Source organism: Perlucidibaca piscinae DSM 21586 (assembly GCF_000420045.1).
Lineage (GTDB): Bacteria > Pseudomonadota > Gammaproteobacteria > Pseudomonadales > Moraxellaceae > Perlucidibaca > Perlucidibaca piscinae.
Genome location: NZ_ATUE01000006.1, coordinates 179644 through 205911, shown reverse-complemented (window position 1 = coordinate 205911; position 26268 = coordinate 179644). Strand labels below are relative to the sequence as shown.

Genomic DNA, 26268 nt, shown 5'->3' with positions numbered 1-26268 from the left:
CATGGAACTGAAAACCTTCTTCGCGCAGGACACCGGCGGCAATGTCATCGCCGGCCCGACTGCGTACCTGTACGAGCCCGGCACCACGACGCTGGTCACCGGTATGGTGGACAAGGATGGCGACCCGCTGGCCAACCCATTCACCGGCACCGTCAACGGCCTGATTCAGTTCGCCGCGCCTGATGGCAAGTATGATCTGCGCGTCACCGGAGCCGGCCGCGACTTCACGATCCGGGTGCAGTTCCTGGACGCCAGCGACGTGGTGGCAGCCGCTGAGGCCGCACGCGATGCCACCCAAGATGCCCAGGCCGCTGCCGAGGACGCTGAAGCTGGTGCCGCTGCAGCCGCTGCAATTGCCATCGCCACGCACAAGTCCACCGCCAACACGTTCACGAAGGCCCAGTCCGTGTCTTTCGTCGGCCTGACCGATGGCGCGAACATCGCGGTCGACGCCAGCCTGTCGAACAATTTCAAGGTGACGCTGGGCGGGAACCGCACGCTGGACAACCCGACGAACCTGGCAGACGGACAGGTCTTGAACTTCCGCGTGAAGCAGGACGGGTCAGGTTCGAAGACGCTGGCCTACGGCAACAAGTACAAGTTCCCCGGAGGTGCGCCGACGCTGACCACGACCGCCAGCGCAATCGACCTTATTTCGTGCGTTTACGACAGCGTCGAGGACAAGCTGTTTTGCAGCATTTCGAAGGGGATGGCGTAATGTTCGCCTGCGCGCCTGCGCTGCTAGCGGCATCGTCTGCCGCACTGGCAAGCATCACCATCGTGAACCCTGGCGCCGAGTCTGGCACCACAGGCTGGACGAACGTCACCGGGACCCTGGTTTCCGACACGTGCCTGGACCCCACTGAATACCCGCCGCACAGCGGTTCCTATGCGTTCAGGCTTGGCGACACAGCCACGTATGAGGGCTACCAGGACGTCACGCTGCCGGCCGCGCTGCACAGCCTGATCGATGCCGGATCCCTGCTGCTGCGCCTGACCTGGTGGGAATCCTACCTGAACGATTCCGCAGCAGACACCGGCCGGATTGGGGTCACGTTTCGAGACACTGGCGGCGCGACGATCAGCACGTTTCCTGGATCGAATGCTGTCGGCGTCACTACCGGGTGGCGCGCGCAGCACACGTTCGTTCTGTTCCCAGCGAACACCCGCTCGATCAGGCTGCACATGTACGGCCTTCGCGGCTTGGGCATCGAGCTGAACTACTACATCGACGACATAGTCGCCGCCGCGAAGGTGCAGACCTATTCTGCAGACCTGACGATCACCAACCCAGGCGCCGAGTCCGGCGTGACCGGCTGGACCAACGTCACCGGAACGCTGGTTTCTGGGGTCTTCAACGGCGCAGGCGAACCCGGCCCGCACAGCGGGCTTAACTGTTTCCGCTTGGGTGCGTCCTCCACGTATGAGGGATACCAGGACGTCAGCGTGTCATCGCGCGCCACGGCCATCGATTCCGGAAACGCTGCGGTCGCCCTGACCTGGTGGCAGGCTGGATGGGCCAGCGACTCCGACTCCGGCGCGATGGCGATTGCATTCCTCAATGGAAGCAACGTCGAAATCGGCCGCCAGACGGCGGTCCAGATCGATAACGACACGTGGCTACAGCGAAATATCAGCGCGAAGATCCCGGCAGGCACCAAGACGCTGCGGCTGATCATGCTGGGCACGCGAGTATCTGCGGGAACAAACCTTAACGCCTACATCGACGACGTCAGTGCCAAAATCATCGAGTACACGCCATGACCTACAAAACACTGCACACCACCTATGGCCTTGCGAAGATCGCGTCCGCCGAGTTGACGAACACACCGATCAACCTGACCGAAATGGCAGTCGGTGACGGCAACGGCAACCCGACCGAGCCCAACGAAGGCCAGGAGGTTCTGGTGCGCGAAATCTACCGCAGCACGATCAACCAGGTGTTCCAGAACCCGGACGACCCAACCGAGTTCACCGCCCAGCTGCTGATCCCTTCCAGCGAAGGCGGCTTCGTGCTGCGCGAGGTTGGTGTATACGACGAGGATGGCGGCCTGTTCGCGGTCGGCAACCTGCCGGACACCTACAAGCCGACCGCCAGCGAAGGCGCCGTATCCGACACCGTCGTGAACGTCGTGTTCAAGGTCACGAACGCCGACGTGATCAGCATCACGCTGGACCCCAGCATCGTGGTGGCGACCCACACCTGGGTACAGAACTACGTCACCCTGTGCACTGTTGCGCCAGGTGGCACCACCGGCCAGGTGCTGCGCAAGGCCAGCAACGCATGCGGCGATGCGGAATGGGCAGACCCGACCGCCGAGCTGAACGTGGTTGTGACCACAATCGAGGAACTGCAGACGCTGGCCGACAGCCAGACACAGGTCGACTGGGCCGTTGTCACCACCGAGGGCTTGGCGATCTACATCGATGGTGTGCGCCTGTCCTTCGGCGCCGGCGTAGACGGGTGGACTAAGGCCGCCGCGCCGAATGACATTACCCGCATTATCCTGGGCCAGAGCTACCCGGCCGGGACGAAGATCCTGGGCGTGCAGAATGAGCCCGCCGGCGCCGTCACCACGCCGCTGCAGCGCGACCAGAACCTGGTCGACGTGCCGGACAAGGCTGCCGCCCGCACTAACCTGGACGTGTACAGCAAGGCCCAGGTCGACACCCTGGTGTCTGCCGGTGTGTCGCCTGGTGCCGTGATGTTCTTCGCGCGCCACACGGCGCCGACCGGCTACCTGAAGGCAAACGGCGCCGCAGTCAGCCGAATCGCCTACGCGTCGCTGTTCGCGTCGATCGGCACCACGTTCGGCTCCGGCGACGGATTCAACACATTCAACCTGCCGGATTTGCGCGGCGAGTTCCCCCGCGGCTGGGATGATGGTCGTGGCGTCGACACCGGCCGGGCGTTCGGATCCAGCCAGGGCAGCCAGAACCTTGCGCACACGCACCTGATCGCCAACAAGGACAACGTGTTCGCAGCCCGCAATACGCTGGATGCAGTCCGTGTCCTGAGCAACAACGGCGGCACCGGTGGCGAGTCCGCGTATCACCTGGGCGGTCACGACCCGGCCGCACGACCGCATAACGCAGGCATCACGAATTCCATGGGTGGCAACGAGGCACGCCCGCGCAACGTCGCGCTGCTGGCATGCATCAAGTTCTGAGGCTGACACCATGACGTCGAAAACCGCGTACCAATTCGACCGCGCTGGCATGCTGACCGGGACCACCGAGGCCGATGAGTCCCCACTGGAACCCGGTGTGTACCTGCTGCCAGCGAACTGCACCTTGGTGGCGCCACCCGAGGAGTGGCCGGCAGACAAATGGCCGCGCTGGATGGGCCGCAATTGGAAGCTGGCCATCAAGCCAGTCTCCCACGCTGAGAGTGGCATTGACCCAGTGGCAAAGCTGCGAGATTTCTTGAACAACAACCCGGATGTGGCGGCCCTCATGGATCAGTGAGCCGCCACATTTTCTCAGATCAGCGCACCTGAAAAACACCAGGTGCTGATGGTGTGAACACTGAAGACCTTGGCAAGGTCAAAGCGATGTGAAGCGCTACTTGATAGAGAATCCGACTCGGATTACCGACACTCCCTATGGATGAGTCAAAATCATTCCCGGCCAAGACATCACCGTCTGAGTTCACGTAGATCGAAAAAACATTGTGGATCTGCCCACTCTGATTGGCGGTGAACATGTACTCGCCATAGAAATTGCCACCAATATCAACAATCCGACCAGTTGCATGGAGAGTCTTGCCATAGCACGAGACTGAAATCTCGCCATCCCCCACCTCTACCCCATCAATCGGAAAATCTCCGGGCAAGTCGTCCCGGGGGATGTCAAAACAACGCTCCAACCTGCTCATTTCAACGCGAAGTGCACGCAGCTGATTTTTGCGTCCGAAAACCTCATTTAATGCTGCTTTTGCATCATGAATCATATTTTCTCTTCCATGAGACCCACTGGCACCATGCCATGGCGTCTATTCAGTTGTGGGGGACTGGAACCCGCTTTACAAGTCACGCGGTGTATCAAACGCACATACACCTTCAACCGCTACCCTCGCCTACCGCGCGCGCGACATCCTGCTCCTGTCCTCGCCCTTCCAAACAGGAGCTGAACCATGTCGGCTGAATACCACCACGGCGTACGAGTCTTCGAAGTCACCGACGGCCCGCGTCCCATCCGCACCATCGAGACCGCCGTGATCGGCTTTGCCGCCACCGCTGCCGATGCCGACGCATTGGCCTTCCCCCTCAACGAGGCAGTGCTGGTTACTAACCCTCAGGCAATGATCGCCAAGGCCGGCGTCGCCGGCACGCTGGCCAAGACCCTGCAGGCCATCGCCGACAAGGGCAACGCCATCTGCATCGTGGTTCGTGTTGAAGCTGGTGCTGATGAAGCCGCCACCACGGTCAATGTCATTGGCACGATCACCACCGAAGGTCAGTACACCGGCCTGAAGGCGTTACTCACCGCCAAGCAGCGCTTCGGCATCAAGCCGCGCATCTTGGGCGCCCCTGGCCTCGACACCCAGGGCGTGGCCACCGAACTCGTGTCCCTTGCACAGAAGCTGCGAGGTTTCGCCTACGTCAGCGCCTTTGACTGCGCCACCAAGGAAGAAGCCACTGCCTACCGCGAGAACTTCGGAGCCCGCGAGGTCATGGTCATCTGGCCGGACTTCACGAAGCTCGGCGTAACCTCCCCGGCCACGGCGCATGCGCTGGGACTGCGCGCCAAGCTCGACCGCGAGGTGGGCTGGCACAAGACCCTCTCAAACGTGGTCGTCGACGGTGTCACCGGCATCAGCAAGGACGTGTTCTGGGATCTGCAGGATCCGGCCACCGACACCGGCTACCTGAACGCGGCCGAGGTCACCACCCTGATCCGCTCGGACGGCTTCCGCTTCTGGGGCTCGCGCACCGCCACGGATGACCCCCTGTTCGCTTTCGAGAACTACACCCGCACCGCTCAGGTGCTCATGGACACCATGGCGGAAGGTCACTTCTGGGCTGTCGACAAGCCGATGCACCCCAGCCTGGCCAAGGACATCATCGAGGGCATCAACGCCAAGCTCCGTGGCCTCAAGGCGCAGGGCTACATCATCGATGGCCAGTGCTGGTTCGATCCGGAAGCGAATGGCATTGACGTGCTGCAGGCCGGTGGCCTTTACATCGACTACGACTTCACCCCGGTGCCGCCGCTGGAGAACCTCATGCTGCGGCAGCGCATCACCGGCCGCTATCTGGTGAACTTCGCGGAAGCCGTGGCTGCGGCCTGACGCTGCTGGTGAACACGCCCCGATCGTCGGGGAAAGACCTACGATTTGAAGGAGGCCAGCCATGTCGCTGCCGAGCAAGCTGAAGAACCTGAACCTGTTCAACGAGGGCAACAGCTACCTGTCCCTGGTGAAGTCCGTCACCCTGCCCAAGCTGGCACGCAAGATGGAGTCCTATCGTGGCGGCGGCATGAATGGCGCCGTGAAGACCGACTTCGGTATGTCGGATGACGGCCTGACGCTGGAGTGGGTCCTGGGCGGTCTGGATCTGATCGTCCTCCGCCAGTTTGGCGCCGTCGGCGTAGATGCCATCGGCCTGCGCTTCGCCGGTGCCTACCAGCGCGAGGATGACGGCGGTGTGGATGCCGTCGAGATCATCGTCCGTGGTCGCCACGAAGAGATCGACATGGGCGACGCCAAGCCGGGTGAGGACACCGAGCACAAGATCAAGACCCCACTCACCTACTACCGCCTCGAGATCAACGGCGTGGTCGAGATCGAGATCGATCTCTTGAACTTCAAGGAGGTCGTGGGTGGTGTCGACCGTATGGCCGGTCAGCGCCGCGCCATCGGCCTGGCCTGACCCTTCCCTGCCGGCAGCCGCCGGCGGCTCCCCTGACACTTTCTGGAGCGCCTCATGAGCGAGCAGAACCACATGCCGGCTGATCAGCAGGCGCAGACCGAATCCATGAAGAACCCCAACCTGGTCACCCTCGACGAGCCGCTGCAGCGCGGCACTCTCCTGATCACCGAGATCGAGGTCCGCAAGCCCAAGGCCGGCGCCCTGCGCGGCCTGCAGCTGGTCGACGTGCTGCGCATGGACGTCGACGCCCTGCGCGTGCTGCTACCTCGTATCACCACGCCGGCACTCACCGCCCAGGACGTGTTGGAGCTGGATCCGGCCGACCTCCTGCAGCTGGGCGCGAAGGTGAGCGATTTTTTGCTGCCGAAGGACGCGCGGCAGGAAGCGTCCCTCGGCGCGTGAATGACGCCATGGCGGACATCGCTGCTGTATTCCACTGGCCGCCGTCCACCATGGATGACATGGATCTCGCTGAACTGATGGGCTGGCGTGAAGACGCCCGCAAGCGCTGCGGACAGGACGATGACTGACAGACTGAAGCTGCAGGTACTGCTCGATGCGATCGAGACGGTCACCGCCCCCCTCAAGAAGATCCAGCGCGGCAGCGCCCAGACCTCTGCCGCATTGCAGGCGACCCGCCGGCAACTGCGCGATCTCGACAAGCAGCAGGCGAAGATCGACGGCTTCCGGCAGCGCCAGGCAGCGCTCAACCAGACTCTGAACGACCTGCAGAAGGCCCGGCACCAGTACAAGCTCTACAGCCTAGAGGTGGCGGCCAGCGGCCCGCCGACCGAGGCACAGGCCACGAAGCTCAAGCGCCTGGCCAGCGCCGCCGACAACCTTCGCTTGAAGCAGACCCGCCAGGTGAAGCAGCTCGCCGACAACAGACGTGCGCTCGACGAAGCCGGCATCGCCACCAACCGCCTGCGCGGCTTCGAGAAGGAGCTCAAGGCCAGCGTCGAGGCCGCCAATGCCGCCATGAAGAAGCAGGAGGCCCAGCTGGCCACCCTGGCTGCCAAGCACAAGAGGCTGGCCGCTGCACGCAAGGCCTACGACAACGCCATGGGGTGGGCCGGCAACGCGGCCGCGACCGGTGCCGGCCTGACCGCCGGCGGCACGGCCGGGCTGGTGCCAGTGGTGAAGTTCATCAAGGACTACTCGACCTTCGAGGACGCCATGCTCGGCGTGGCGCGCCAAGTGCAGGGAGCCCGCGATGCCAATGGCAAGCTGACGCCGACCTACTTCCAGCTCGCCGCCGGCATCCAGGAACTATCCAAGCACCTGCCGATTGCCGCCACCGGGCTGGCCGCCCTGGTCGAGGGCGGCGCGCGCATGAACATCCAGGGCGTGGCGAACCTGCTCAACTTCGCCGAGACCGCCGCCATCATGGCCTCGGCCTTCGACCTGCCCGAGGACGAGCTGGGCGAAAACATGGGCCGCATTGCAGCACTCTACAAAATCCCGATCAAGAACATCCGGGATCTCGGCGACGTCATCAACTACCTCGACGACCAGGCGCTCTCCAAGGGTGGCGACATCATCGATGTGCTGCAGCGTGTTGCCGGCGTGGCCACGACCGCCGGCATGGACTACCGCACCACGGCCGCGCTGGGCAGCACCTTCCTGAGCCTGGGCAGCAGCGCCGAGGTAGCGGCCACGGCCACCAACGCGATGATCCGTGAGCTGTCCATCGCGGAGAACCAGAGCAAGCGCTTCATGACCGGCATGGACATGCTGGGCATGAACCCGGCCGCCATCCAGAAAGGCATGGCCCAGAATCCCACCGACACCATCATCAATGTGCTCACGGCCATCCAGGCGCTGAGTCGGGAAAAGCGCCTGTCCGCGGCCACGATGCTCTTCGGTGACGAGTTCGGCGACGATGCCGCGAAGCTATCGGGAAACCTGGCCGAGTACCGGCGCCAGCTCGAGCTGGTCAACGCGGCCCAAGCCAAGGGTTCCATGCAACGCGAGGCCGATGCCCGCAACCAGACCGTGTCCGCCCGCTGGCAGATGACCCAGAACCGGCTCTTCAACACCTCCGGCACTCAGGGCGGGCTGCTGAAGGGACCACTCATGGGCCTGCTCGACACCCTGGACAACGTGCTGGAGCGCGTGGACACCTGGACCAAGGCCAATCCGGTGCTGACAGCCACCCTGCTCAAGGGACTGGCCGTGATCAGCGCCATCATGGTGGTCATGGGCGGGCTGACGCTGGCGCTGGCCGCGATTATCGGCCCCTTCGCCATCATGCGTTTAGGCATGTCCCTGCTGGGCATCCAAGGCTTCGGCGCCATGACGCTGCTGAGCAAGGGCATCGGGCTGGCTGGTATCGCACTGAGCGGTCTCTTCCGGATCATGCTGTTCAACCCTGTCGGGTTGGCGCTAACGGCCATCGCAATCGCGGTCTACGCGATCTACAAGAACTGGGACTACCTGAAGGCCAAAGGCCAGGAGTTCCTGAACTGGTTCACTGGCCTGCCGGAGCGATTCCGCACCATGGGTTCGCAGATGCTGGATGGCCTGATCGGCGGCATCAACAGCAAGCTGGCCAGTCTCAAGGCCACCATCACCAGCGTCGGAACTGGCGCAGTCGGCTGGTTCAAGGAGCGCCTGGGAATTCACTCCCCCAGCCGCGTGTTCGCCGAGCTGGGCGGCCACACCATGGCAGGCCTGCAGATCGGCCTGCAGGGTGGCACCGGTGGCGTGCTTGGGCAGATCAACCGTATCACCGGCCAGCTCAAGACCGCCGGCGCCGGCATGGCGCTGGGCATGACCATGCCGGCGCTGGCTGGCGTCCCCATCGACAACCGGCCAGCCATGTCCGTGCAGCGGTCGGCTGGCAGCGTGGTGGTCCAGGGCGACCAGATCCACCTGACCATTCAGGTCACAGGCGGAGATCCCCGGCAGATCGGGCAGGCTGTCGAGCGCGCCATGCGCAAGTTCGCCCAAGACAAGGCAGCCACGGTGCGCTCTGCTCTGCGCGATCTGGAGTAATGCATGCAGTCGATGATGATGACCCTCGGGATGTTCGTGTTCAGCCTGTCGTCACTGGCCTACCAGGACTTCAGACGCCAGACCAGCTACCGACACGCATCCCAGAACCGCATCGGCTTGCGGCCGGCCAACCAGTACCTGGGCCCGGGCGATGACAAGATCACCCTCTCTGGCTGGTACACCACCGAGCTGGCGAGCGGCATGATCTCCATGGACACCCTGCGCCTCATGGCTGAGCGCGGCGAGGCCTGGCCGCTGATCGAGGGTACCGGCCGCATCTACGGCCTGTTCGTCATTGAAGAGCTCGAGGAGACCAAGACGGTCTTCTTCCCGGACGGCCACCCGCGCCGCGTCGAGTTCTCCTTGCAGCTCAAGCGCGTAGATGACGACCGCGTGGACCTGCTGGGCAGCCTGCTCAACATTGGCCTGAACCTGCTGCGATGAACCTCTGGACCATCAACCCCCAGCACGTGCCCAAGCCGGCCTACCAGATCAGCCTGGCCGGCGAGGACATCAGCGCACGTGTTCAGGGTCGGCTGATCAGCCTCACCTTGACCGACAATCGCGGCCTCGAGGCCGATCAGCTTGATCTGACCATCTCCGACAGCGACGGCAAGCTGGCCATGCCGTCCAAGGGCGTCAAGCTGCAGCTGGCCATTGGCTGGCAGGGCTCGCCGCTGGTCGACAAGGGCACGTTCACCGTCGACGAGGTGCGCCATAGCGGCGCACCTGACCAGCTCACCATCCGCGCCCGCAGCGCGAACCTTTGCGCCGGATTGCGGGTGAAGCGGGAGCGCAGCTGGCACAACACCACCCTCGGCGCCATCGTGAAGTCCATCGCGGCCACCAACGGCTTGAAGGTGGCATTGACCGCGCGACTGGCAAGCATCGTCATCAAGCACCTGGACCAGACCAGCGAAAGCGACGTCAACCTGCTCACCCGGCTCTGCAAGGACCACGGCGCCATCGCCAGCATCAAGGCGGACCGCCTGGTGGTGTTTCCCAGCGGGCAGGCTGCCACGGTGTCCGGACGAGAGATCTCGCCGGCGATCATCACACGCGCCGATGGCGACGAGCACGAGTACGGCTCCAGCGACCGCGATGCCTACACCGGGGTCATGGCCTACTGGCTGGAGGCCAGCACCGGCCGCAAGCGCGAGGTTATTGCCGGCGATGAAGAAAATCTGAAAACCCTGCGCCACACCTATGCTACCGAACAGGATGCCATGACGGCGGCCGTTGCCGAGATGGGCAGGATCCAGCGTGCTGCAGCCACCTTCACACTGGATTTGGCCGTAGGTCGGCCTGAGCTGTATCCCGAGACTCCTCTGATCGTGAGCGGCTGGAAACCAGAGATCGACGGACAAGCTTGGATTGCCGTGAAGCTGGTGCACAGCATCACGGACAGCGGCTTCACCACAAAAGTTGAGGCTGAAGTGTTCTCAGCCGAGTCCAGTCACAGCAACGACAGCCAGTTGTCGGGAGTGCGTGCTCGATGGATAGACAGTAAGACCGGTAAGCGGTCACTAGTTCTAGCTGGAAAGGAAGGAAACGTGCAAACCCTCTCGCCGCTCTACACCAACAGAGCCATTGCCAAGACACGAGCAAACGCAGCGCTTCGACAAGCGCAGCAGACTTGAGAGCGAGATTGGCCATCGACTTAAATCGACAGTGTCACTAAGCTAGGCGCCAGCAAACATCGCCAATCGAGAAAAATGTGGAAGCTCAGCCAATAATTAAATGGGCCGGTGGGAAACGATGGCTTACAGCTCAAGCAAGTTGGCTTTTCCCCGAAAAATTCAACAATTACATAGAGCCATTTTTTGGAGGTGGGGCCGTTTTTTTTCATCTAAAGCCTAGAAATGCAATAATCTCAGACATTAATAAAGAGATAATAAATGTTTACACCTCAATTAAGAAGGACTGGAAGCCAATTATAGAGTTACTACAAATCCATCAAAATCTTCATAGCATTGAGCACTACTATGAAGTTAGAAAATCATCGCCTAGCGGGTGCATGGAAAAAGCAGCAAGAACGCTATACTTAAACAGAACATGCTGGAATGGACTTTATCGCGTCAACTTAAAAGGCGAATTTAATGTCCCAATTGGCACAAAAAAAAATATCTTAATTGATATTGACAGCTTTCCACATGTCTCCAATCTATTATCTTCAGTAGAAATTTTGTGTTGCGACTTCGAAGAGTCAATAAATAAATCACAAGATGGCGACTTTGTTTTTATTGATCCACCATATACAGTGAAGCATAACTACAATGGCTTTATAAAATACAATGAATCCCTCTTCAAATGGGAAGACCAAATACGACTGAAAAATGCAGTCGACCGTGCCACCGAAAGGGGGGCAAAGGTTTTAGTTTTAAATGCAAACCATGCATCAGTTTGCGAACTTTATGAGGGATACAATCAACATGTACTTTCAAGAAGCAACGTACTTGCAGGAAAAAGCGAGTTCCGGGGGAAGTACCAAGAACTCGCTATACAATGCTGGGAATAGCTAACCAAGATTCAATTCTGTTTTCAGCTTTCTGTAAAGTGCCGACTCCCCACTTGATCCTGGTTTGTAATTTGCCGTCGTAAACTCATCATCGATAATTTGATAGTTATCAAAAACCCTTTTGAAATCACCTTCAGATGGCTTATCAAGTCCTAGGCCACTATATATATCCCCCAAGAGACGCATAAGTGCAAAAAAGCCGTTTGTCTTTGAAAGCATGACTCCTCGCTCAGATGACTCCCAAGCTACTGGCCACCTTTTACTTACTGCCGAGAAATAATCCCAAACTATATCAGTAAGATCGAAATCGCGCTCTTTAATAAGAAACTGCCTAAATATAAGTTTGTTCAAGTTCCCCTCTGAAAGCGCAGGAACTTTACCTCTCATATAGGCATCACGATCTCTCATTGGATCTGATGAAATATATTTCATGAGCGACTGAACAAAAGCTGCTTGAGTAATACTTCCTGGGAGGCTATGCGGAGTCGCAGTTCCTAGTCTCTTTATTCTTCGATGTAGCGGACTGTCTTGTTCTTTCTCAAGGACAACCGCAATTTCATGACATAACTTCTGAGGGCTTCTTTTTGTCGCTAAATCATACAGATCATAAGCAAGACTATTATTAACCTTCGTCTGCGCCAAATTGACTGTTGAAAATATATAAGCCTCCGACGACACATCAATATCTACAAATATTGATACATTGATTTGAAAGTCGCCTTTTGCATAGCCATCAAGGCCAGCTATTCTATGCTGTCCGTCAATAACATTAGCAATTCCCTCATAATTAATACTCTCATAAACATCATCCACCTGAGCTTTGTATGCATGCAAAGTTAGAATACTTCTTTCCTCATCGAACTCGGCACAACGCTCTTGAACAGATAGTAGTACGGCCGTAGGAAAGCACGCATCAACAGTTCTTACATACTCAGATATCTTTCGAACTCGATCCTTACTAAGCGGCCGCTGAATTCCAAGATAAGTCTCAAATCCTCTCTCACCTTCTAATCGCCTAACATCTGAAAAAGTGATCTCCCTTAAATCCTTAGAATCAATAACTCCAATATAAAAATCCCCAAGAGGCTGTGTGACCTTAAGGCAGCGCACCTCTAACTTACGATCAAAATGCATCTCATCAACCAAATCATCATTCATTACTGCACCCCGCGATGGCGGCTATAACCGTCACGAAATTTTTTTGCACTACTCTCAATTTCACTACCGGGATCAATTCCTGCCTCAAAATATCTAAAACAATTAACAATATAAAGAATAATAATGGTTAATAAAAACATAGAAATAGAAACATAATATGCAAATTCGATATTTATATAATCATTGGAGGCTTTTTTGGAAAAATAAATGGTTGCAGCAGTTTGAATCATAAACACAGAAACAATATATGACATTGGAGAAGGGACCTTTAATATCTGGCTGTCCTTCCTAAACTCAAGCGCCATCACCAAGACCGGAGCAATCAATGATGCCGAGTAGAGTATAAGAGCTCCATCATTAATTTGAACATATAGCATATTGCCGACAGAAGCTACAGCGGCAACGAAACTATCAATATCTTTTTCATTAGACATTGCCGCAAAAAATGCAGCCGCCCATAATGGAAATGTAGCCAACAGGACTGTAATAGCAACATCACTTGCAGCATCGAGAAAGTTCTTTTTTTGCACACGAGAAATCCCTTTGCAAAATGGAAGGAATTCGATTGCCGGCAAGAAATACTTATTAATAAACCTGTCCATAACTAATCGCCTATAAAAAGCATGCAAAATTCAGTAAAAATTCCCAAAAGCCTTAAGCACAACCAGCATTATGATCATTAAAATTACTCCTTCAGAGAAATTTTTTGCCTCAAAAAACATGAAGCCAAACTACTTGTAAAAAATATGCATTTCATGAATATTTAGCATCTGTTATTGTTAATAATAATTTCAATAAAAACTATATTCTCTATTTTTATAGCTGAGCCGAACTCTATAATTAGCTTCAATGCCCCAACCCACAGGCCCACATTTCCTCGTTCACCACCACGATCGAATGCCCCTGCTCTCGCAGCTCAATGGCGCGGCGGATCTTGTTTCCGTAGCTCTCGTTGATCCAGTCCCTGGATGACAGAGCGCCCACCACCAGGTAGTCGACTTTCTTTGAGACCGCGCCGGCGACTGACCCGCCGCGGATGATGATTTCCTGACTGCAGCGCTCGCGGGGGCCATAGGCGAACTTGCCTGTCAGCACGAATGAGCGGCGCGGGAACACGAGATCGATTTCTTGCGGCATGTCCGCGCTGTAGAGACGAGTGGACATGCCACCGACCGTGCCCTGCTCATCAAATGCAGATCCGTTCAGATCCTTCAGGACGGTCAGCAGATCAGCCCTTTCAGACTCCGAGACATGGTTGTCCTGGAGCACAGCACGAACACGCTCAATGATGCGACTGAAAGGCCAGGTGCTCTGCATATGCGCATTCTGTTCAAGCCAGCTGTGCAGCACCCGGATCTCTGTGTCATTCAAGGCATCGTCAGCCACGAGGCCATGTGCCATGCCGCCCAGCCGGTGAAGCACGGCGTCATCATCGGAGAACCTCGACATGGGTCGCTGGCGCACTATGTCATCGAGCATGTCGCGCAGGTCTTCGAGCTCGTCTCTCGATACATAGCCGTCAGCCAGGATGTCTTTGACCTGGCACACGATGTCGAAGACGTCCGGATCGCCATACACAATAGCGTCAGCCTCGTTGAGCCAGACACTGAGGTAGGAGACCTCACGATCATTGAGCGTGTGGTCTGCCGTGATGCCCTGACAGATACCCATCAGGGTGTTGAGCATTTTTTCGCGGTTTGCGGTGCTACGAAACCCGGCCACTGGCTGGCCGTGCAGATCCTTTTGCTGAGTCATACCTTCCGTCCATGTTGTTGTTGTTGTCGGAAAACCAGTCATCCATCAAAGCCACAGCCCGGCGAGCCACCCGGTGCGGGAAAAAAAGCGTGCGATCCATCCAGGCGCCAACCAGCACAACCGGTATGAGCGCGAGAACAGAGACAAAAATGGGGATTTCACTGAGCAGCAGCGCTTGAAGTGCAGGTACGCTCATCGCAACCACAAGGAACCAACCGAAAAAACGATCGAGAGTGGTTGCGTTGGACTTCAGGCGCCCGTCAGACCAGATGATCATCCTATGCCGCCAGGCTGGCTCAAGCTCGGTCTTCACGAAGTGATGCTCGGACATCAGCCATTCGAAGCACTCGCGCGCAGGCTTGGCGCACCACACGCCTGTTCGTGATGCAAACTCTTCCTGCAGCTGCGACTCTGGCTTTTGAGGTAAAGACCCGAACACCACCGTGCCATGATTGTGGATGTCATTTCCTGCCACCTGCCCGGAGACTCCGCCACCGATTTTCATGCCATCCATGACCGGGTCCATCTTGTTATTTTCCGAACCTCACCGGACCACTGTTGGTGATGTCGCCACCAGCAACCTGCCCAGAAACTGCGCCCTTGATGAGCACGCCCCGATCCGCACTCAGACCTGCCTCAAGTGCACCCAGCGCAGCTGCCTGGAGACTGACGGGAGCTGATCGATACAGCGTGAGGAGCTTCTCTTCAAACTGCTCCAGCATGCTCGTGTTGCGCACCCCCATCACGATGTAGAGGACATCCGCGCCAGCTTCACCAATACCGGCCAGGTAGGCCAGATCAGGTGTGCGTTCTTCCTTCTCATAGTTCAACTGGGTGTTTTTGGAGCAGCCGCCAAGGCTCGCAAACTCAGCTTGAGTGCGATTAAGCCTCGATCGCTCTTCGCGCAGTCGGTCGCCAAATCCCACAAATGATTACCCCAAGCATTGACAATCCCAATTCCTTGGGTAATTCTCATCCCTGATCACACAATTGCACACATGAATGCACTATGACCGACGCCACCTTTAATGAGCAAGCCCTCGCGGCTGCCCGCAATCGCTTCTACGAGACCGGCACTACCGTTCACGCATGGGCAATGGCTCATGGTGTCTCGCCGTCAACCGTCTACGAAGTCCTCTCTGGCCGCCGGCGGTGCTGCAGAGGGGATGCGCATCGCGTTGCTGTAGCACTTGGCCTCAAGCCAGCCCCGAGTCAGCAGGCTACGACCGTTTGCAGCCAACTTCATCATTCAACTTGAGGCTCGCTGAATGGACGTCCAACTCGCGTTTTACCGCACAGCACATGCATTTAAAGGTGGCACCGAGGCCTTAGGCCCGCTCATGGGCATGAGCGGCGCCGTGCTGAGGAACAAGGCCAACCCCAACAATCCCAGCAACAAGCCACTGCTCAGCGATGCTGATCTCATCATGGGCATCACGGACAACCACCTCATCCTGCACACGCTGGCTGCCAACCATGGCTACGTCTGCTATCGCCTCGACTCGGACGTGCCGCCCAGCGACCTCGCCGTCCTGGAACTGATCACGCACCTGTGGCGGGCACATGGCGATGTAGGGCGTGCTGTCGATGACACCCTGGCCGATGGTCGTGTTGATGCTCAGGAGCTCGCTGCCGTTCGCGATGCCATGTACCGGACCATCCAGTGCATGCAGGTCATGTTGGCACGCCTGGAGGCCATGGCATGAGCTACGGCCTAATCTGCGCGCACTGCCGCGCCAAGGTGCGCATTCGAAGCTCCCTCGGGGAGCATCTCCTGCTTCGCACAGCGTATTTGCAGTGCACCAACGAAGCCTGTGGCGCCACGTACCGGGCCGCCTTCGAGATCACGCACACCCTCTCGCCTTCCGCCATGCCCAACCCGGCAATCCAGCTGCCGCTGGCTCCCTCGGCCATGCGCCGTGACGCCATGCGCAGCCTGCAAGGTGATGACAGGCAAGCAGACCTGCTCGATGAAATCGAAGAACAAGAACCTCAACACACAGCAGGAGCGGCATGACATGACTGAACTGCAAGGCCACGCACTGAACTGGCTTCGCCAACACCACTGCCAGCACCTGCGCGGTGATCGCATGCGGCTGGTTGACCGCTGCACACGCTATCTGATCGAACGCTTCGAGGTGTCGCGCCGGCAGGCGGACATTGCATCCGTGCATGCCATTGCCGATGTGGAGCGTGAGGAGCTGGGCTGGCGAATTGATGCGTTGCGCACCACGCCGAATGCCCTCTTTCTGTACCACCCGGCCACCGGCCAAACCAAGGTCTTCCTGACCAGCGACCTGCCCGACGATGCGGCCTGGTGGCCCGCCGGCGGCGATCTGTCGCAACCGCATAACTGAGGGCAGGTCATGTCCTCAATGGCAACTATGCCTAGCCCTCAGCGCAGCTCGTTCAGCAGCTCAGGGTGCTTGCCCAGAATCCGCATCAGCGCCCAGGTCGACTTGTGCGGCTGCGTACGACCACGCTCATACTCCGAGAATGCCGACGCGCCGCCGCCGAAGATCAGGCCGGCCTCAGCCTGCGTCAACTTGAGCTGCCTGCGGATCTCGCGAATGACCCGGGCCTTGCGCTCAGTGACCTGCCCGCGTGCTTCGGTCAGCGCAGCGCTGAATCGCGCACCCTCACCGGCATCGAATTCGACTTCGCCACAGACCGGGCAGTGCCAGCCAGACACCGCTGCCACCGTGAAGGGCAGACCGTCGATGACCGTTTTCAGGTCACGCGCTTCGTGGGCCAGCTCAGTGCCGTCATCGCACTGCAGGCAAAATCGGGAAGTGCATTCCTGTGTCATGTCACAACTCCTTGAACTGGATGACCACCGTGCCGTCACGCAAGGTCAGCTTGATGTAGGCCATGCGATCGTTCGGGCACGGCGCGTGATACACGTCCTGCCACACCCGGTGATCGGCATGGGTCGTCATGCTCTTGTAGAGCATGGACGACTTCAGACTCAGCACAACGGCAACTGCCTCAGCAGCTGTAAGGCCCAGAGCATCTACTCCGACCTGCGCGGTACGAGTGAAGACATCGATGCCGCACCTGGCAACAACCGCCTGGAGCTCGTGCAACGCATAGTGGGCGGTGTGCTTTTCCATATCCCTCACTTTAGGGAATCCATGAATTCAGCACAAGTTAAAGTTTATGGAATCCATAAATATTTCGCTCAGCCCTGCCTCACAGGGTTGACAGTACAAAACCTCCGGGACGACACTGTTCGTGCTGCGGTAAATCCCGCAGTCGGGCTTGGCGGCCCGGGTGTTCCAGGCTCACAGAGCCGCAGAGCGTTTGACGTTCGCGGTTTTTTTTGTGGGCACGCTCCAGCGCGTCGTTATGGCGGGCTGGGCGGTGGCTCCTTCGGGAGCGCCGGTCCTGGAGCCCGGTCCGCCAACGCCGTCCAGCCTGCCACCCTAGTCTTGGCGGACTCTGGTGGTGGGTTTCACAACCCAGTTCCAGGAGGCCCATCATGGCCCAGTACACCGCCCCAGGTGCGTCCGCACCGTCCCTGCTGTCCCGTCTCATCGCCGCTTACCACCGCCGTCATGCTGTCGCTGCCCTTCTGGTCAGCCGGCAACGCGCGAGCATTCGCCTGGCGCGCTACAACGCGCACATGGCAGCTGCCCGCCGACTGGCGGTGCGGCATGACTGACCACCCACGTGCTCAGCAGGCCCTGCACGCCCTCGACACCTGCGAGTTCCGCCTGCATGAACTCGCCCAGGCCCTGATCGCGGTCAGCCGGCTCGCCGACCGCGCAGCCACCGTGCGCGCCCCAGAACTCAGCGGTGAAGAGCTGGGCAGCCTCATGAGCGTGCTCGGTCAAACCCTGCAGGCACGTGCCCAGGAACTGGCTCTCATTGCCGATGAGCTCCGGAGGCGCGCATGAACCACGACTTGCGCGAGCGCGTGCTCACGCGCCTCGAGGCCGACTACGGCTTCAAGGCGCGGGCAGCCGGGTGGCTGCGCGAGGGCACCTGCCCCAGTTGCAAGAAGAAAGAGCTCTACGTCAGCGCCGAGTCGCCCTGGATCGTGCGTTGCGGCCGACTCAACAAGTGCGGCGCCGAGCTGGCCGTGAAGGACGTCTACCGCGACCTCTTCGACGACTGGTCCAGCCAGTACGCCGCCACCGAACAGGAACCGGCCGCCACGGCCGCCGCCTACCTGCAGTTCTGCCGGGGCTTTGATCCCAAGATCACCGCCGGCGAGTTCATCCAGGAGGCCTATTTCGACAACGCCGCCCGGGCTGGCACCGCCACCGTGCGCTTCCCGCTCGAGAAAGGCGGCTGGTGGGAGCGCCTCATCGATCGCCCGCACCGGTTCGGCAAGATGAAGGCCCGCTTCAAGCCCGGCGACAGCTACAAGGGCAGCTGGTGGCGACCCGCCGCCGTTGACCTGAGCAGCGTCAAGGAGCTCTGGATCACCGAAGGCATCTTCGATGCTCTCGCCCTGCTCCACCACGACGTCCAGGCCGTGGCTGCCCTGTCCAGCAACAACTTCCCCGACATCGCCCTCGAGGCACTTGCGAAGGCGCGCACCGGCGACCTGCCGAAACTGGTCTGGGCCCTCGATGGCGATGGCGCCGGCACCAGCTTCACCCGCAAGTTCGTGAAGCGGGCGCGCGACCTCGGCTTTGTCTGCGAGGCGGCGACCATCACCCTCAAGGACCGCGCTGGCAAGCGCCTGGACTGGAATGACCTGCACCTGCGTGACCAGCTCGGCATCAACACCCTCGCCGAGTGCCGCTACCAGGGCGCGCTGCTGATTGCCGAGAGCGCCCGAGACAAGGCCCTGCTCATCTATCGGCACAAGGAAGAGCGCGAGTTCTACTTCGGCTTCGACAACCGCCTGTTCTGGTTCAAGTTCGACGACAAGCGCTATGCCGACGCCCAGGACCGCCTGGCTGACAGCGAGCGCGCCGAGGCCATGACCGACGACGAGCGCCGGGCCTATCTGCTGCAGCAGGCCGGCGCCGTCAACGAGGTCGCCAACTGCTACCCCGAAGTGCTCTACCACCAGCGCGCCGAGGTCACCGACGAGGCCTGGTACTACATCCGCGTCGCGTTCCCGCATGGCGGTCCGGACATGAAGATGGCTTTCACCCCGGCGCAGATCACATCGGCCGGCGACTTCAAGAAGAAGCTCGCCCAGGCGGCTGGCGCCTGGTGGACAGGCAGCCAGCACCAGCTCGACATCCTCATGAAGAACCAGACCTACAACATCAAGAGCGTCGAGACCATCGACTACATCGGCTACAGCCGCGAGCACCGCTGCTGGATCCTCGACAAGGTGGCCGTGAAGGATGGCGTGGTCAGCCAGATCAACGACGAAGACTTCTTCGAGTTCGACAAGCTGCGCCTCAAGACGCTCATGAAAGGCGTGCCGCTGTCACTGCGCATCGACACCAGCGAATACAACGAACGCTGGTTCGACATGCTCTGGCAGTGCTTCGGCACCCAAGGCATGATCGCACTGTCCTTCTGGACAGGCTCCCTGTTCTGCGAGCAGATCCGCGCGGCCCACAAGAGCTTTCCATTTCTGGAGGCCACCGGCGAGGCCGGCGCCGGCAAGACCACGCTGCTGACCTTTCTCTGGAAGCTGTTCGGGCGTGAATACGAAGGCTTCGACCCAAGCAAGTCGTCCATCGCGGGCCGTTCGCGTGCCATGGGTCAGGTAGCCGGCATGCCGGTGGTGCTCATCGAGGGCGACCGCAACAGCCCCGACAAGGCCCACGCCAAGTCCTTCGACTGGGATGAGCTGAAGGACTTCTTCGGGGGAGGCACGTTGCGCACGAGGGGCGTCAAGAATGGTGGCAACGACACCTATGAGCCGCCGTTTCGCGCCACCATCTGCATCAGTCAGAACGCCGACGTGAATGCCAGCGAGGCCATTCTCACCCGAATCGTGAAGCTGCATTTCAAGCGGCCTGTGGTCACCAGCGAGAGCCGTGCCGCCGCTGACAACCTGAACATGATGTCTGTCGATGCCGTCAGCCACTTCCTGATCAAGGCCGTCCGCAGCGAAACCAAGATTCTGGAGCGGTTCAACGAGCGTGTGCGTGTTCACGAAGGCATTCTGCGAGGCCTGAGAGACATCCGCATCGAGCGAATCATCAAGAACCACGCGCAGATGATGGCGCTGCTCGACTGCCTGCCCCTGCTGGTGCCCATCAGTGCCGCGCAGCTTGAAGAAACCCAACGCACCCTCACCCTCATGGCGCTCGAGCGCCAGCGCGCAGTCAATGCCGACCACCCGCTGGTGACCCAGTTCTGGGAGGTCTACGACTACCTGGAGCAGCGTGCGCCAGACGACCGCCCGGCCGTGAACCACTCCAGCGACCCCGCAGTCATTGCCATCAACCTCAACGACTTTGCCGAACAGGCGGCTTTCCACAAGCAGACCATCGCCGAGCTGCCGCTGCTGCGCGAGCTGCTCAAGAGCTCGCGGCGCCACCCATTTGTCGACAGCAACCGACCCACCCACAGCACCATCCGCGCCTCTGGCGGCCTGACCCGATCAGCCACCGTGAAGTGCTGGATCTTCAAGAAAAACACCTGAGCAAGGAGAGAAGCATGCTGATTCTCAGCCGCCGAGAAAATCAAAGACTGATCATCGGTGACGACATCGAGGTCGTGGTATTGGGCATTCGCGGCAACGAGGTACGCCTTGGCGTGGTCGCACCGGATGACGTGGCGGTACACCGCGAGGAAGTCTATCTGCGAATTCGTGGCCAGCAGGTCTACATGGAACAGGCAGTCATGCGTGAAGCCGATGCCTGTTCGCACGAAATGGCATATGAGCGTGTCAACACGTGATGCGCCGTCCTGGACCTTGCGTTCAGCGAGCCGTTTTTCATGGCTGACAGAAGCCAGAACCAGCGGGTCCGGGTGCTTCCGCCGGTAGGACGCCCAGATCCCGCCTTGGCGCGGCTTGTGCTACCGTTTCTGACCGAACTGGATGCCAGGAATCGCGATGCGACTGAAAGCCGCCCTGTACCTTCGGTCCAGCAAGGACCAGAAGGACGTGTCATTGGATTTCCAGCGCCGGGAGCTGGAACGCCTGGCTGATGCGCGTGGACTGACCATCACTGCGGAATACAGCGACGTGGTCGAGTCCGGCAAAGACGAACAGCGGCCTGGCTACCAAAGCTTGTGCGCTGCCATCGGAAACCCTCTTCGCCCCTGGGATCACCTGCTCATCTACGACACATCCCGCCTGGCCAGACGCCAGCACATTGCGGTCGCCTTCTCGCACCACTGCCAGAAGAAAGGCGTGAAAATCATCTACTCCAAGATCCCCGAAATGGATCCCGTGACCGAGATGCTTGTGCTTTCGGTGATGCGCGCGATGGACGAGATGCACAGCCACGCCTCTCGCGAGAAGGGTCTGGGCGGCATGGCCGAGAACGTGCGCAAAGGCTTCCGCGCCGGTGGGCGCGCCCCGATCGGCTACGAGTTGGATCCACAGGACACCGGACTGATTCGCGACGGCAAGCCGGTGACCAAAAGCGTTCTCAAGCTGGGCCCACAGGCGCCTGCTGTCGCGCGCTACCTCAAGGCCAGAGCAGTCGGCACCCCGCGCCCGATGGCATTGCGCAACTCAGGCCTCCAGATCTCCAGCAGCTCATGTGTCGGCGTCGAGTGGAACGTGCTCACCTATGCGGGCTGCACGGTCTGGAACGTGAATCGGGAAGTCGGCCATCCTGAGGGCCGCAAGCGGCCGCGCAGCGAGTGGGTCATTACCGAGAACACCCATCCGGCCATCATCACTCGCGATGAAGCCGAGACCATCATGGCTGGCCTCGAGAACAGCGACATGGGCAAGCGGATCTCCGAAGCCAAGCGCGGAATGAGCAGCTACCTGATGTCCGGGCTGCTCTACGCACCCGATGGCAGGCAATGGAATGGCATGCGTGATCGACGCGGACCGTCATACCGCCTCCCTGGCGTAAATGGACAGCGCGGTCGGGTTATTCGTGCGGAAGAAGTCGACCAGGTCGTGCTGGGGCAACTGGCCGAGAGCCTGCAGAGCAGTGACTTTGTCGACGCTCTCTACCAGAGCAGCCAACAGGCAACGATAGACGTCAGTCGGCGCGAGGGCCTGCAACGGGATCTGGCGATGCTGAATGGACGGATCTCACGCGCGGTCGATGCCGTCATCTCCCTTGAGGATCCCGCCCCGATGTATCGCAAGATCAATGAGCTCGAGCGTCAGCGCCGCGCGCTCATTGGTGATATCGAACAGCAGAGGCAGGAAGACGAGATTCAGCTTGCCGGCAAGCAGCTCAGTCGCGAACGCATTCGTGATCTGCTGGATGATTTCTCGGAGCAACTAGCGGTAAGCCCAACCGAGCGGGTGAAGCCGCTTCTCGAGTCATTTCTTGAGCGTGTAACGCTGTCGCCGGCAAACCTGGAAATGCAGCTGCACTTCCGGATTCGCGCGAATGACTGCGTAAATGTGGCGTCCCCACAGGGATTCGAACCCCGGTTTCCGCCATGAAAGGGCGATGTCCTAGGCCGCTAGACGATAGGGACGGTGCGGATGCCGACGGCATGGCGCCGGCGCGACGGATGGTAGGCAGCGCCCTTCGGAGGTGTCAAGAAAGGCGCTGCCTGCGCTGTCTCAGCCGGCCAGCGCCTTCTCGATGTCACGGGCGATGTCTTCCGGCTTGGTGGTCGGCGCATAACGGTCGATGATCCTGCCATCGCGGCCGACCAGGAACTTGGTGAAGTTCCACTTGATCGCCTTGCTGCCGAGCAGACCGGGCGCCTCGGCTGCCAGATGCTGGAACAGCGGGTGCGCACCGGGGCCGTTGACCTCGATCTTGCCGAACATGGGAAACGTCACGCCGTAATCCATCGAGCAGAAGCTCTGGATCTCCTCGTCACTGCCCGGATCCTGGTTCAGGAACTGGTTGCAGGGAAAGCCCAGCACCTGCAGACCCTGGTCCTTGTACTTCTGGTAAAGCGCTTCCAGGCCCTTGAATTGCGGCGTGAAGCCGCACTTGCTGGCAGTGTTGACGATGAGCAGGACCTGGCCCTTGAGGTCCGCGAGCGCCATTTCCTCACCCAGGATGGTACGCGCGGTGTAATCATAGACTGACGACATTTTGTTGATTCTCCTCGTTTTTATTCATGTATGTCGGGCGCCGCTCACGCTTCCGGCAACGACGGACGCAGGCGCAACGACAGGGAGTTGAGGCAGTAACGCAGCCCGGTCGGTGCCGGGCCGTCATCAAAGACATGCCCGAGATGGGCACCGCAGTGATGGCAGACGATCTCGGTACGGATCATGCCATGACTCAGGTCACGGTGCTCGTCTATCGCGCCGTCACGTATCGGCTGGTTGAAGCTGGGCCAGCCACAGCCCGCGTCGAACTTGGTCGCGGCATCGAACAGCGGCTCGCCGCAGCCGCGGCAGTCGTAGCGGCCGGGCGTGGTGGTGTTCCAGTACTCGCCGGTGAACGGACGCTCGGTGCCCTTCTGCCGCATCACCTGGTACTCGGCAGCCTCCAGACGCTGGCGCCACTCGGCGTCACTGGTGTCTCGATCGGGTCGCTTGCTGGTCATCATCAACTCCTGCCGTGTGCGCTCAGTATCTGCCCGGCAGCGGGTCAAGGGAAAGTCCACAGAGCATCGCATTTATTCGTTACAATCAGAAGGCTGCCATTCTGACGCGCAGTAACTTGTCATCTTCACAGAGCGTGCCATGTCCATTGCCAAATCCGCCAAATTGAAAGACGTCTGCTACGACATTCGTGGACCGGTTCTGAAGGCGGCCAACGCGATGGAGGAACAGGGCCATCGCATCATCAAGCTCAACATCGGCAACCCGGCCCCGTTCGGCTTCGAAGCGCCGCAGGAAATCCTGTCCGACGTCATCAGCAACCTGCCCAACGCCGTCGGCTACTGCGATTCCAAGGGCCTGTTCGCGGCGCGCAAGGCCATCGTCCACTACTACCAGACCCGCGGCCTGCTGGGTGTGGATGTCGGCGACATCTACATCGGCAACGGCGTCTCCGAGCTGATCGTGATGGCCATGCAGGCCCTGCTCAACAACGGTGACGAGATCCTGGTGCCGGCACCGGACTACCCGCTGTGGACCGCCGCCGTCACCCTCGCCGGGGGCACGGCCGTGCACTACCTGTGCGACGAGGCGCGCAACTGGGCGCCCGACCTTGCCGACATGGAACGCAAGATCACGCCGAACACGCGCGGCATCGTGGTCATCAACCCGAACAACCCCACCGGCGCCGTGTACTCCCGCGAAAGCCTCGACGGCATCGTGGCGCTGGCACGCAAGCACAACCTGGTGCTGTTCGCCGACGAGATCTACGACAAGATTCTCTACGACGATGCCGAGCACATCTGTCTGGCCACCCTTGCCCCCGAACTGCTCACCATCACCTTCAACGGCCTGTCCAAGAGCTATCGCGTCGCCGGCTTCCGCTCCGGCTGGCTCATGGTCAGTGGCAACAAGGGCTCGGCAAAGGACTACATCGAAGGTCTGGACATGCTCGCCTCCATGCGTCTGTGCGCCAACGTGCAGGCCCAGTTCGCGATCCAGACCGCGCTCGGCGGCTACCAGAGCATCAACGACCTGATCCGCCCTGGCGGCCGTCTCTACGAGCAGCGCGAGCTGGCCTGGAAGATGCTCAACGACATTCCCGGCGTCAGCTGCGTCAAGCCCATGGGTGCACTCTACCTGTTTCCGAAGCTGGACCCTGCCGTGTATCCCGTTACCGACGACCAGGCGTTCATTCTCGAGTTCCTGCAGGAGGAAAAGGTGCTGCTGGTGCAGGGCACGGGCTTCAACTGGCCGCATCCGGACCATTTCCGGGTGGTTTTCCTGCCCCATCGCGAGGAACTGGTGGAAGCCATCACGCGGCTGTCGCGTTTCCTGGCGCGCTGGCGCCAGCGTCACGGCACCGAGGTGCTGGCAGCGGCAAACGCCGATTGATGACTTGAAAACGTCATTCGTCGCCCCTACTTTACTAGCGTCAATCCATTGATGGAGTTCTAAAGCCCATGCTACGCATCGTGTTGTTCCTGCTCACCAACCTGGCCGTCGTGCTGGTGGCCGGGATCGTCCTCAGCCTGCTCGGGGTCGGCTCGACTCATGGCGCCGGCAATACCTTGCAGCTGGGCAACCTGCTGGTCATGTGCTTCGTCTTCGGCTCGGTCGGCTCGCTGATCTCGCTGCTGATGTCGAAGTGGATGGCCAAGCGCACCATGGGTGTCCAGCTCATCGAGAACCCGCGCAGTGGCGAGGAACGCTGGCTGCTCGACACCGTCGCCGATCTGGCACAGCGCGCCGGCATCAAGATGCCGGAAGTCGGCATCTTCCCGAGCTACCAGTCCAACGCCTTCGCCACCGGCTGGAACCGCAATGACGCCCTCGTCGCGGTGTCGTCGGGTCTGCTGCAGCGCATGAACAAGGATGAAGTGCGTGCCGTGCTCGCGCACGAGGTCGGTCACGTCGCCAACGGTGACATGGTCACCCTCGCCCTCATCCAGGGCGTGGTCAACGCCTTCGTGATGTTCTTCTCGCGCATCATCGGCAACTTCGTCGACCGCGTGATCTTCAAGAACGAGGAAGGCCCGGGCATCGCCTACTACGTGACCAGCATCATCGCGGACATCGTGCTCGGCATCCTGGCCTCGGCCATCGTGATGGCTTTCTCGCGCCACCGCGAATTCCGTGCCGACGAGGCTGGTGCCGCACTCGCCGGTCGTGCCGCCATGATCAGCGCCCTGCGCGCCCTGCAGCGCGAGCATGAAGTGCCTGACCAGATGCCGGCCGAGATGACCGCCATGGCTATCACCACCGGCAAGCTCGAAGGCTTCACGCTGGCCCAGCTGTTCATGTCGCACCCGCCGCTGGAAAAGCGCATCGCGCATCTGCAGAGCCTGCAGATCGCCTGATCCGCGACCTGACGAAAAAGCCCGCTTCAGCGG

At 59.8% G+C, this 26268-nt stretch carries 33 protein-coding genes, 1 tRNA gene and 1 pseudogene; 23 read left to right on the top strand and 12 right to left on the bottom strand.

Going from position 1 to position 26268, the window contains the following annotated elements; all coding sequences use genetic code 11:
• The first annotated feature begins 1 nt into the window (after position 1).
• The 4 genes from F595_RS0104955 to F595_RS0104940 are packed head-to-tail and all read left to right on the top strand — an operon-like array spanning position 2 to position 3468.
• Complete coding sequence (locus F595_RS0104955) at positions 2 to 718, top strand: hypothetical protein (protein ID WP_022955765.1); 717 nt, start codon at positions 2 to 4, stop codon at positions 716 to 718.
• Complete coding sequence (locus F595_RS0104950) at positions 691 to 1764, top strand: hypothetical protein (RefSeq protein WP_156873801.1); 1074 nt, start codon at positions 691 to 693, stop codon at positions 1762 to 1764. Before F595_RS0104955 ends, F595_RS0104950 begins: the two co-directional genes overlap by 28 nt.
• Positions 1761 to 3170 carry a phage tail-collar fiber domain-containing protein gene (locus F595_RS0104945; RefSeq protein WP_022955763.1) on the top strand — a complete coding sequence of 470 codons (1410 nt, stop codon included), beginning with the start codon at positions 1761 to 1763 and terminating at the stop codon, positions 3168 to 3170. The genes F595_RS0104950 and F595_RS0104945 overlap by 4 nt, the downstream gene beginning before the upstream one ends.
• Before the next feature lie 10 nt (positions 3171 to 3180).
• A complete protein-coding gene (locus F595_RS0104940) occupies positions 3181 to 3468 on the top strand; it encodes a hypothetical protein (RefSeq protein WP_022955762.1) in 288 nt (95 codons plus the stop codon).
• Positions 3469 to 3487: 19 nt separating this feature from the next.
• Here F595_RS0104940 and F595_RS14630 read toward each other — a convergent pair whose 3' ends face one another.
• Positions 3488 to 3952, bottom strand: a complete 465-nt coding sequence (locus F595_RS14630) for a hypothetical protein (RefSeq protein WP_156873800.1) — start codon at positions 3950 to 3952, stop codon at positions 3488 to 3490.
• A gap of 183 nt (positions 3953 to 4135) precedes the next feature.
• On the opposite strand from F595_RS14630, the gene F595_RS0104935 reads away from it, so the two are divergent.
• The 8 genes from F595_RS0104935 (at position 4136) to F595_RS14450 (ending at position 11388) form a co-directional block, all read left to right on the top strand.
• Complete coding sequence (locus F595_RS0104935; RefSeq protein ID WP_022955761.1) at positions 4136 to 5293, top strand: phage tail sheath protein; 1158 nt, start codon at positions 4136 to 4138, stop codon at positions 5291 to 5293.
• A 61-nt stretch (positions 5294 to 5354) separates the two neighbouring features.
• On the top strand, positions 5355 to 5873 hold the full coding sequence (locus F595_RS0104930; RefSeq protein ID WP_022955760.1) for a phage major tail tube protein: 519 nt from the start codon (positions 5355 to 5357) through the stop codon (positions 5871 to 5873).
• 54 nt (positions 5874 to 5927) lie between these two features.
• Positions 5928 to 6275 carry a phage tail assembly protein gene (locus F595_RS0104925; protein WP_022955759.1) on the top strand — a complete coding sequence of 116 codons (348 nt, stop codon included), beginning with the start codon at positions 5928 to 5930 and terminating at the stop codon, positions 6273 to 6275.
• An 8-nt stretch (positions 6276 to 6283) separates the two neighbouring features.
• The gene (locus tag F595_RS14455) at positions 6284 to 6403 is read left to right on the top strand and encodes a GpE family phage tail protein (RefSeq protein ID WP_084682881.1); all 120 of its coding nucleotides are present in this window, start codon (positions 6284 to 6286) and stop codon (positions 6401 to 6403) included.
• Positions 6396 to 8870, top strand: coding sequence for a phage tail tape measure protein (locus F595_RS0104915; RefSeq protein ID WP_022955757.1), 2475 nt, complete (start codon positions 6396 to 6398; stop codon positions 8868 to 8870). Before F595_RS14455 ends, F595_RS0104915 begins: the two co-directional genes overlap by 8 nt.
• 12 nt (positions 8871 to 8882) lie before the next feature.
• The gene (locus F595_RS0104910; protein ID WP_026913245.1) at positions 8883 to 9314 is read left to right on the top strand and encodes a phage tail protein; all 432 of its coding nucleotides are present in this window, start codon (positions 8883 to 8885) and stop codon (positions 9312 to 9314) included.
• Between the two features lie 26 nt (positions 9315 to 9340).
• Positions 9341 to 10510 carry a phage late control D family protein gene (locus F595_RS12820; RefSeq protein WP_211213137.1) on the top strand — a complete coding sequence of 390 codons (1170 nt, stop codon included), beginning with the start codon at positions 9341 to 9343 and terminating at the stop codon, positions 10508 to 10510.
• Positions 10511 to 10587: 77 nt separating this feature from the next.
• Positions 10588 to 11388 (top strand): DNA adenine methylase, encoded by an 801-nt coding sequence (locus F595_RS14450; RefSeq protein WP_228126946.1) that lies wholly within the window; start codon positions 10588 to 10590, stop codon positions 11386 to 11388.
• Here F595_RS14450 and F595_RS14445 read toward each other — a convergent pair whose 3' ends face one another.
• From F595_RS14445 to F595_RS0104890, 5 genes are all read right to left on the bottom strand, one after another.
• Positions 11389 to 12546, bottom strand: a complete 1158-nt coding sequence (locus F595_RS14445) for a DGQHR domain-containing protein (protein WP_084682830.1) — start codon at positions 12544 to 12546, stop codon at positions 11389 to 11391. It lies immediately after the preceding gene.
• Positions 12546 to 13148, bottom strand: a complete 603-nt coding sequence (locus tag F595_RS14625) for a hypothetical protein (protein WP_169446957.1) — start codon at positions 13146 to 13148, stop codon at positions 12546 to 12548. Before F595_RS14625 ends, F595_RS14445 begins: the two co-directional genes overlap by 1 nt.
• A gap of 244 nt (positions 13149 to 13392) precedes the next feature.
• Positions 13393 to 14301 (bottom strand): BRCT domain-containing protein, encoded by a 909-nt coding sequence (locus F595_RS14125; protein WP_156873798.1) that lies wholly within the window; start codon positions 14299 to 14301, stop codon positions 13393 to 13395.
• A complete protein-coding gene (locus F595_RS0104895) occupies positions 14252 to 14827 on the bottom strand; it encodes a hypothetical protein (protein WP_156873797.1) in 576 nt (191 codons plus the stop codon). The genes F595_RS14125 and F595_RS0104895 overlap by 50 nt, the downstream gene beginning before the upstream one ends.
• Before the next feature lie 4 nt (positions 14828 to 14831).
• Complete coding sequence (locus F595_RS0104890; RefSeq protein ID WP_022955752.1) at positions 14832 to 15227, bottom strand: helix-turn-helix domain-containing protein; 396 nt, start codon at positions 15225 to 15227, stop codon at positions 14832 to 14834.
• Positions 15228 to 15310: 83 nt separating this feature from the next.
• Between F595_RS0104890 and F595_RS14440 the strand changes: the two genes are divergently transcribed.
• The 4 genes from F595_RS14440 to F595_RS0104875 are packed head-to-tail and all read left to right on the top strand — an operon-like array spanning position 15311 to position 16658.
• Positions 15311 to 15559: a helix-turn-helix domain-containing protein gene (locus F595_RS14440; protein WP_022955751.1), complete on the top strand. Its 249-nt coding sequence runs from the start codon at positions 15311 to 15313 to the stop codon at positions 15557 to 15559.
• A gap of 10 nt (positions 15560 to 15569) precedes the next feature.
• The gene (locus tag F595_RS0104885) at positions 15570 to 16007 is read left to right on the top strand and encodes a phage regulatory CII family protein (protein ID WP_022955750.1); all 438 of its coding nucleotides are present in this window, start codon (positions 15570 to 15572) and stop codon (positions 16005 to 16007) included.
• Positions 16004 to 16318, top strand: a complete 315-nt coding sequence (locus tag F595_RS0104880; protein ID WP_022955749.1) for an ogr/Delta-like zinc finger family protein — start codon at positions 16004 to 16006, stop codon at positions 16316 to 16318. Before F595_RS0104885 ends, F595_RS0104880 begins: the two co-directional genes overlap by 4 nt.
• Positions 16272 to 16658: a hypothetical protein gene (locus F595_RS0104875; RefSeq protein ID WP_169446955.1), complete on the top strand. Its 387-nt coding sequence runs from the start codon at positions 16272 to 16274 to the stop codon at positions 16656 to 16658. The genes F595_RS0104880 and F595_RS0104875 overlap by 47 nt, the downstream gene beginning before the upstream one ends.
• A gap of 38 nt (positions 16659 to 16696) precedes the next feature.
• Here the strand turns inward: F595_RS0104875 and F595_RS0104870 are convergent, their stop codons facing one another.
• Positions 16697 to 17110, bottom strand: coding sequence for a type II toxin-antitoxin system MqsA family antitoxin (locus F595_RS0104870; protein ID WP_022955747.1), 414 nt, complete (start codon positions 17108 to 17110; stop codon positions 16697 to 16699).
• A 1-nt stretch (position 17111) separates the two neighbouring features.
• Positions 17112 to 17414, bottom strand: coding sequence for a type II toxin-antitoxin system MqsR family toxin (locus F595_RS0104865; protein WP_022955746.1), 303 nt, complete (start codon positions 17412 to 17414; stop codon positions 17112 to 17114).
• Between the two features lie 368 nt (positions 17415 to 17782).
• Between F595_RS0104865 and F595_RS0104860 the strand changes: the two genes are divergently transcribed.
• The 5 genes and pseudogenes from F595_RS0104860 to F595_RS14975 form a co-directional block, all read left to right on the top strand.
• Positions 17783 to 17965 (top strand): hypothetical protein, encoded by a 183-nt coding sequence (locus F595_RS0104860; RefSeq protein ID WP_022955745.1) that lies wholly within the window; start codon positions 17783 to 17785, stop codon positions 17963 to 17965.
• Positions 17958 to 18200 carry a hypothetical protein gene (locus tag F595_RS0104855; RefSeq protein WP_022955744.1) on the top strand — a complete coding sequence of 81 codons (243 nt, stop codon included), beginning with the start codon at positions 17958 to 17960 and terminating at the stop codon, positions 18198 to 18200. The genes F595_RS0104860 and F595_RS0104855 overlap by 8 nt, the downstream gene beginning before the upstream one ends.
• A complete protein-coding gene (locus F595_RS0104850) occupies positions 18197 to 20869 on the top strand; it encodes a toprim domain-containing protein (RefSeq protein ID WP_022955743.1) in 2673 nt (890 codons plus the stop codon). The genes F595_RS0104855 and F595_RS0104850 overlap by 4 nt, the downstream gene beginning before the upstream one ends.
• 14 nt (positions 20870 to 20883) lie before the next feature.
• Positions 20884 to 21126, top strand: coding sequence for a carbon storage regulator CsrA (csrA, locus tag F595_RS12810; protein WP_022955742.1), 243 nt, complete (start codon positions 20884 to 20886; stop codon positions 21124 to 21126).
• Between the two features lie 142 nt (positions 21127 to 21268).
• Positions 21269 to 22090: pseudogene (locus tag F595_RS14975) on the top strand (recombinase family protein); the annotation flags it as partial.
• Positions 22091 to 22447: 357 nt separating this feature from the next.
• On the opposite strand, the gene F595_RS14830 reads toward F595_RS14975, so the two are convergent.
• The 4 genes from F595_RS14830 to msrB all read right to left on the bottom strand — a co-directional run bounded on the left by F595_RS14830 (position 22448) and on the right by msrB (position 23880).
• Entirely contained in the window at positions 22448 to 22642 is a 195-nt protein-coding gene (locus F595_RS14830; protein WP_026913242.1) for a hypothetical protein, read from the bottom strand.
• 127 nt (positions 22643 to 22769) lie between these two features.
• Positions 22770 to 22845 (bottom strand) — tRNA-Glu (locus F595_RS0104825).
• Between the two features lie 88 nt (positions 22846 to 22933).
• Entirely contained in the window at positions 22934 to 23419 is a 486-nt protein-coding gene (locus F595_RS0104820; RefSeq protein ID WP_022955741.1) for a glutathione peroxidase, read from the bottom strand.
• A gap of 44 nt (positions 23420 to 23463) precedes the next feature.
• Entirely contained in the window at positions 23464 to 23880 is a 417-nt protein-coding gene (gene msrB, locus F595_RS0104815; RefSeq protein WP_022955740.1) for a peptide-methionine (R)-S-oxide reductase MsrB, read from the bottom strand.
• Between the two features lie 139 nt (positions 23881 to 24019).
• On the opposite strand from msrB, the gene F595_RS12805 reads away from it, so the two are divergent.
• Together F595_RS12805 and htpX are read left to right on the top strand one after the other, a co-directional pair.
• Positions 24020 to 25270 carry a pyridoxal phosphate-dependent aminotransferase gene (locus F595_RS12805; protein WP_022955739.1) on the top strand — a complete coding sequence of 417 codons (1251 nt, stop codon included), beginning with the start codon at positions 24020 to 24022 and terminating at the stop codon, positions 25268 to 25270.
• Between the two features lie 68 nt (positions 25271 to 25338).
• The gene (gene htpX / locus F595_RS0104805; protein WP_022955738.1) at positions 25339 to 26235 is read left to right on the top strand and encodes a protease HtpX; all 897 of its coding nucleotides are present in this window, start codon (positions 25339 to 25341) and stop codon (positions 26233 to 26235) included.
• The last annotated feature ends 33 nt before the right edge of the window (positions 26236 to 26268 follow it).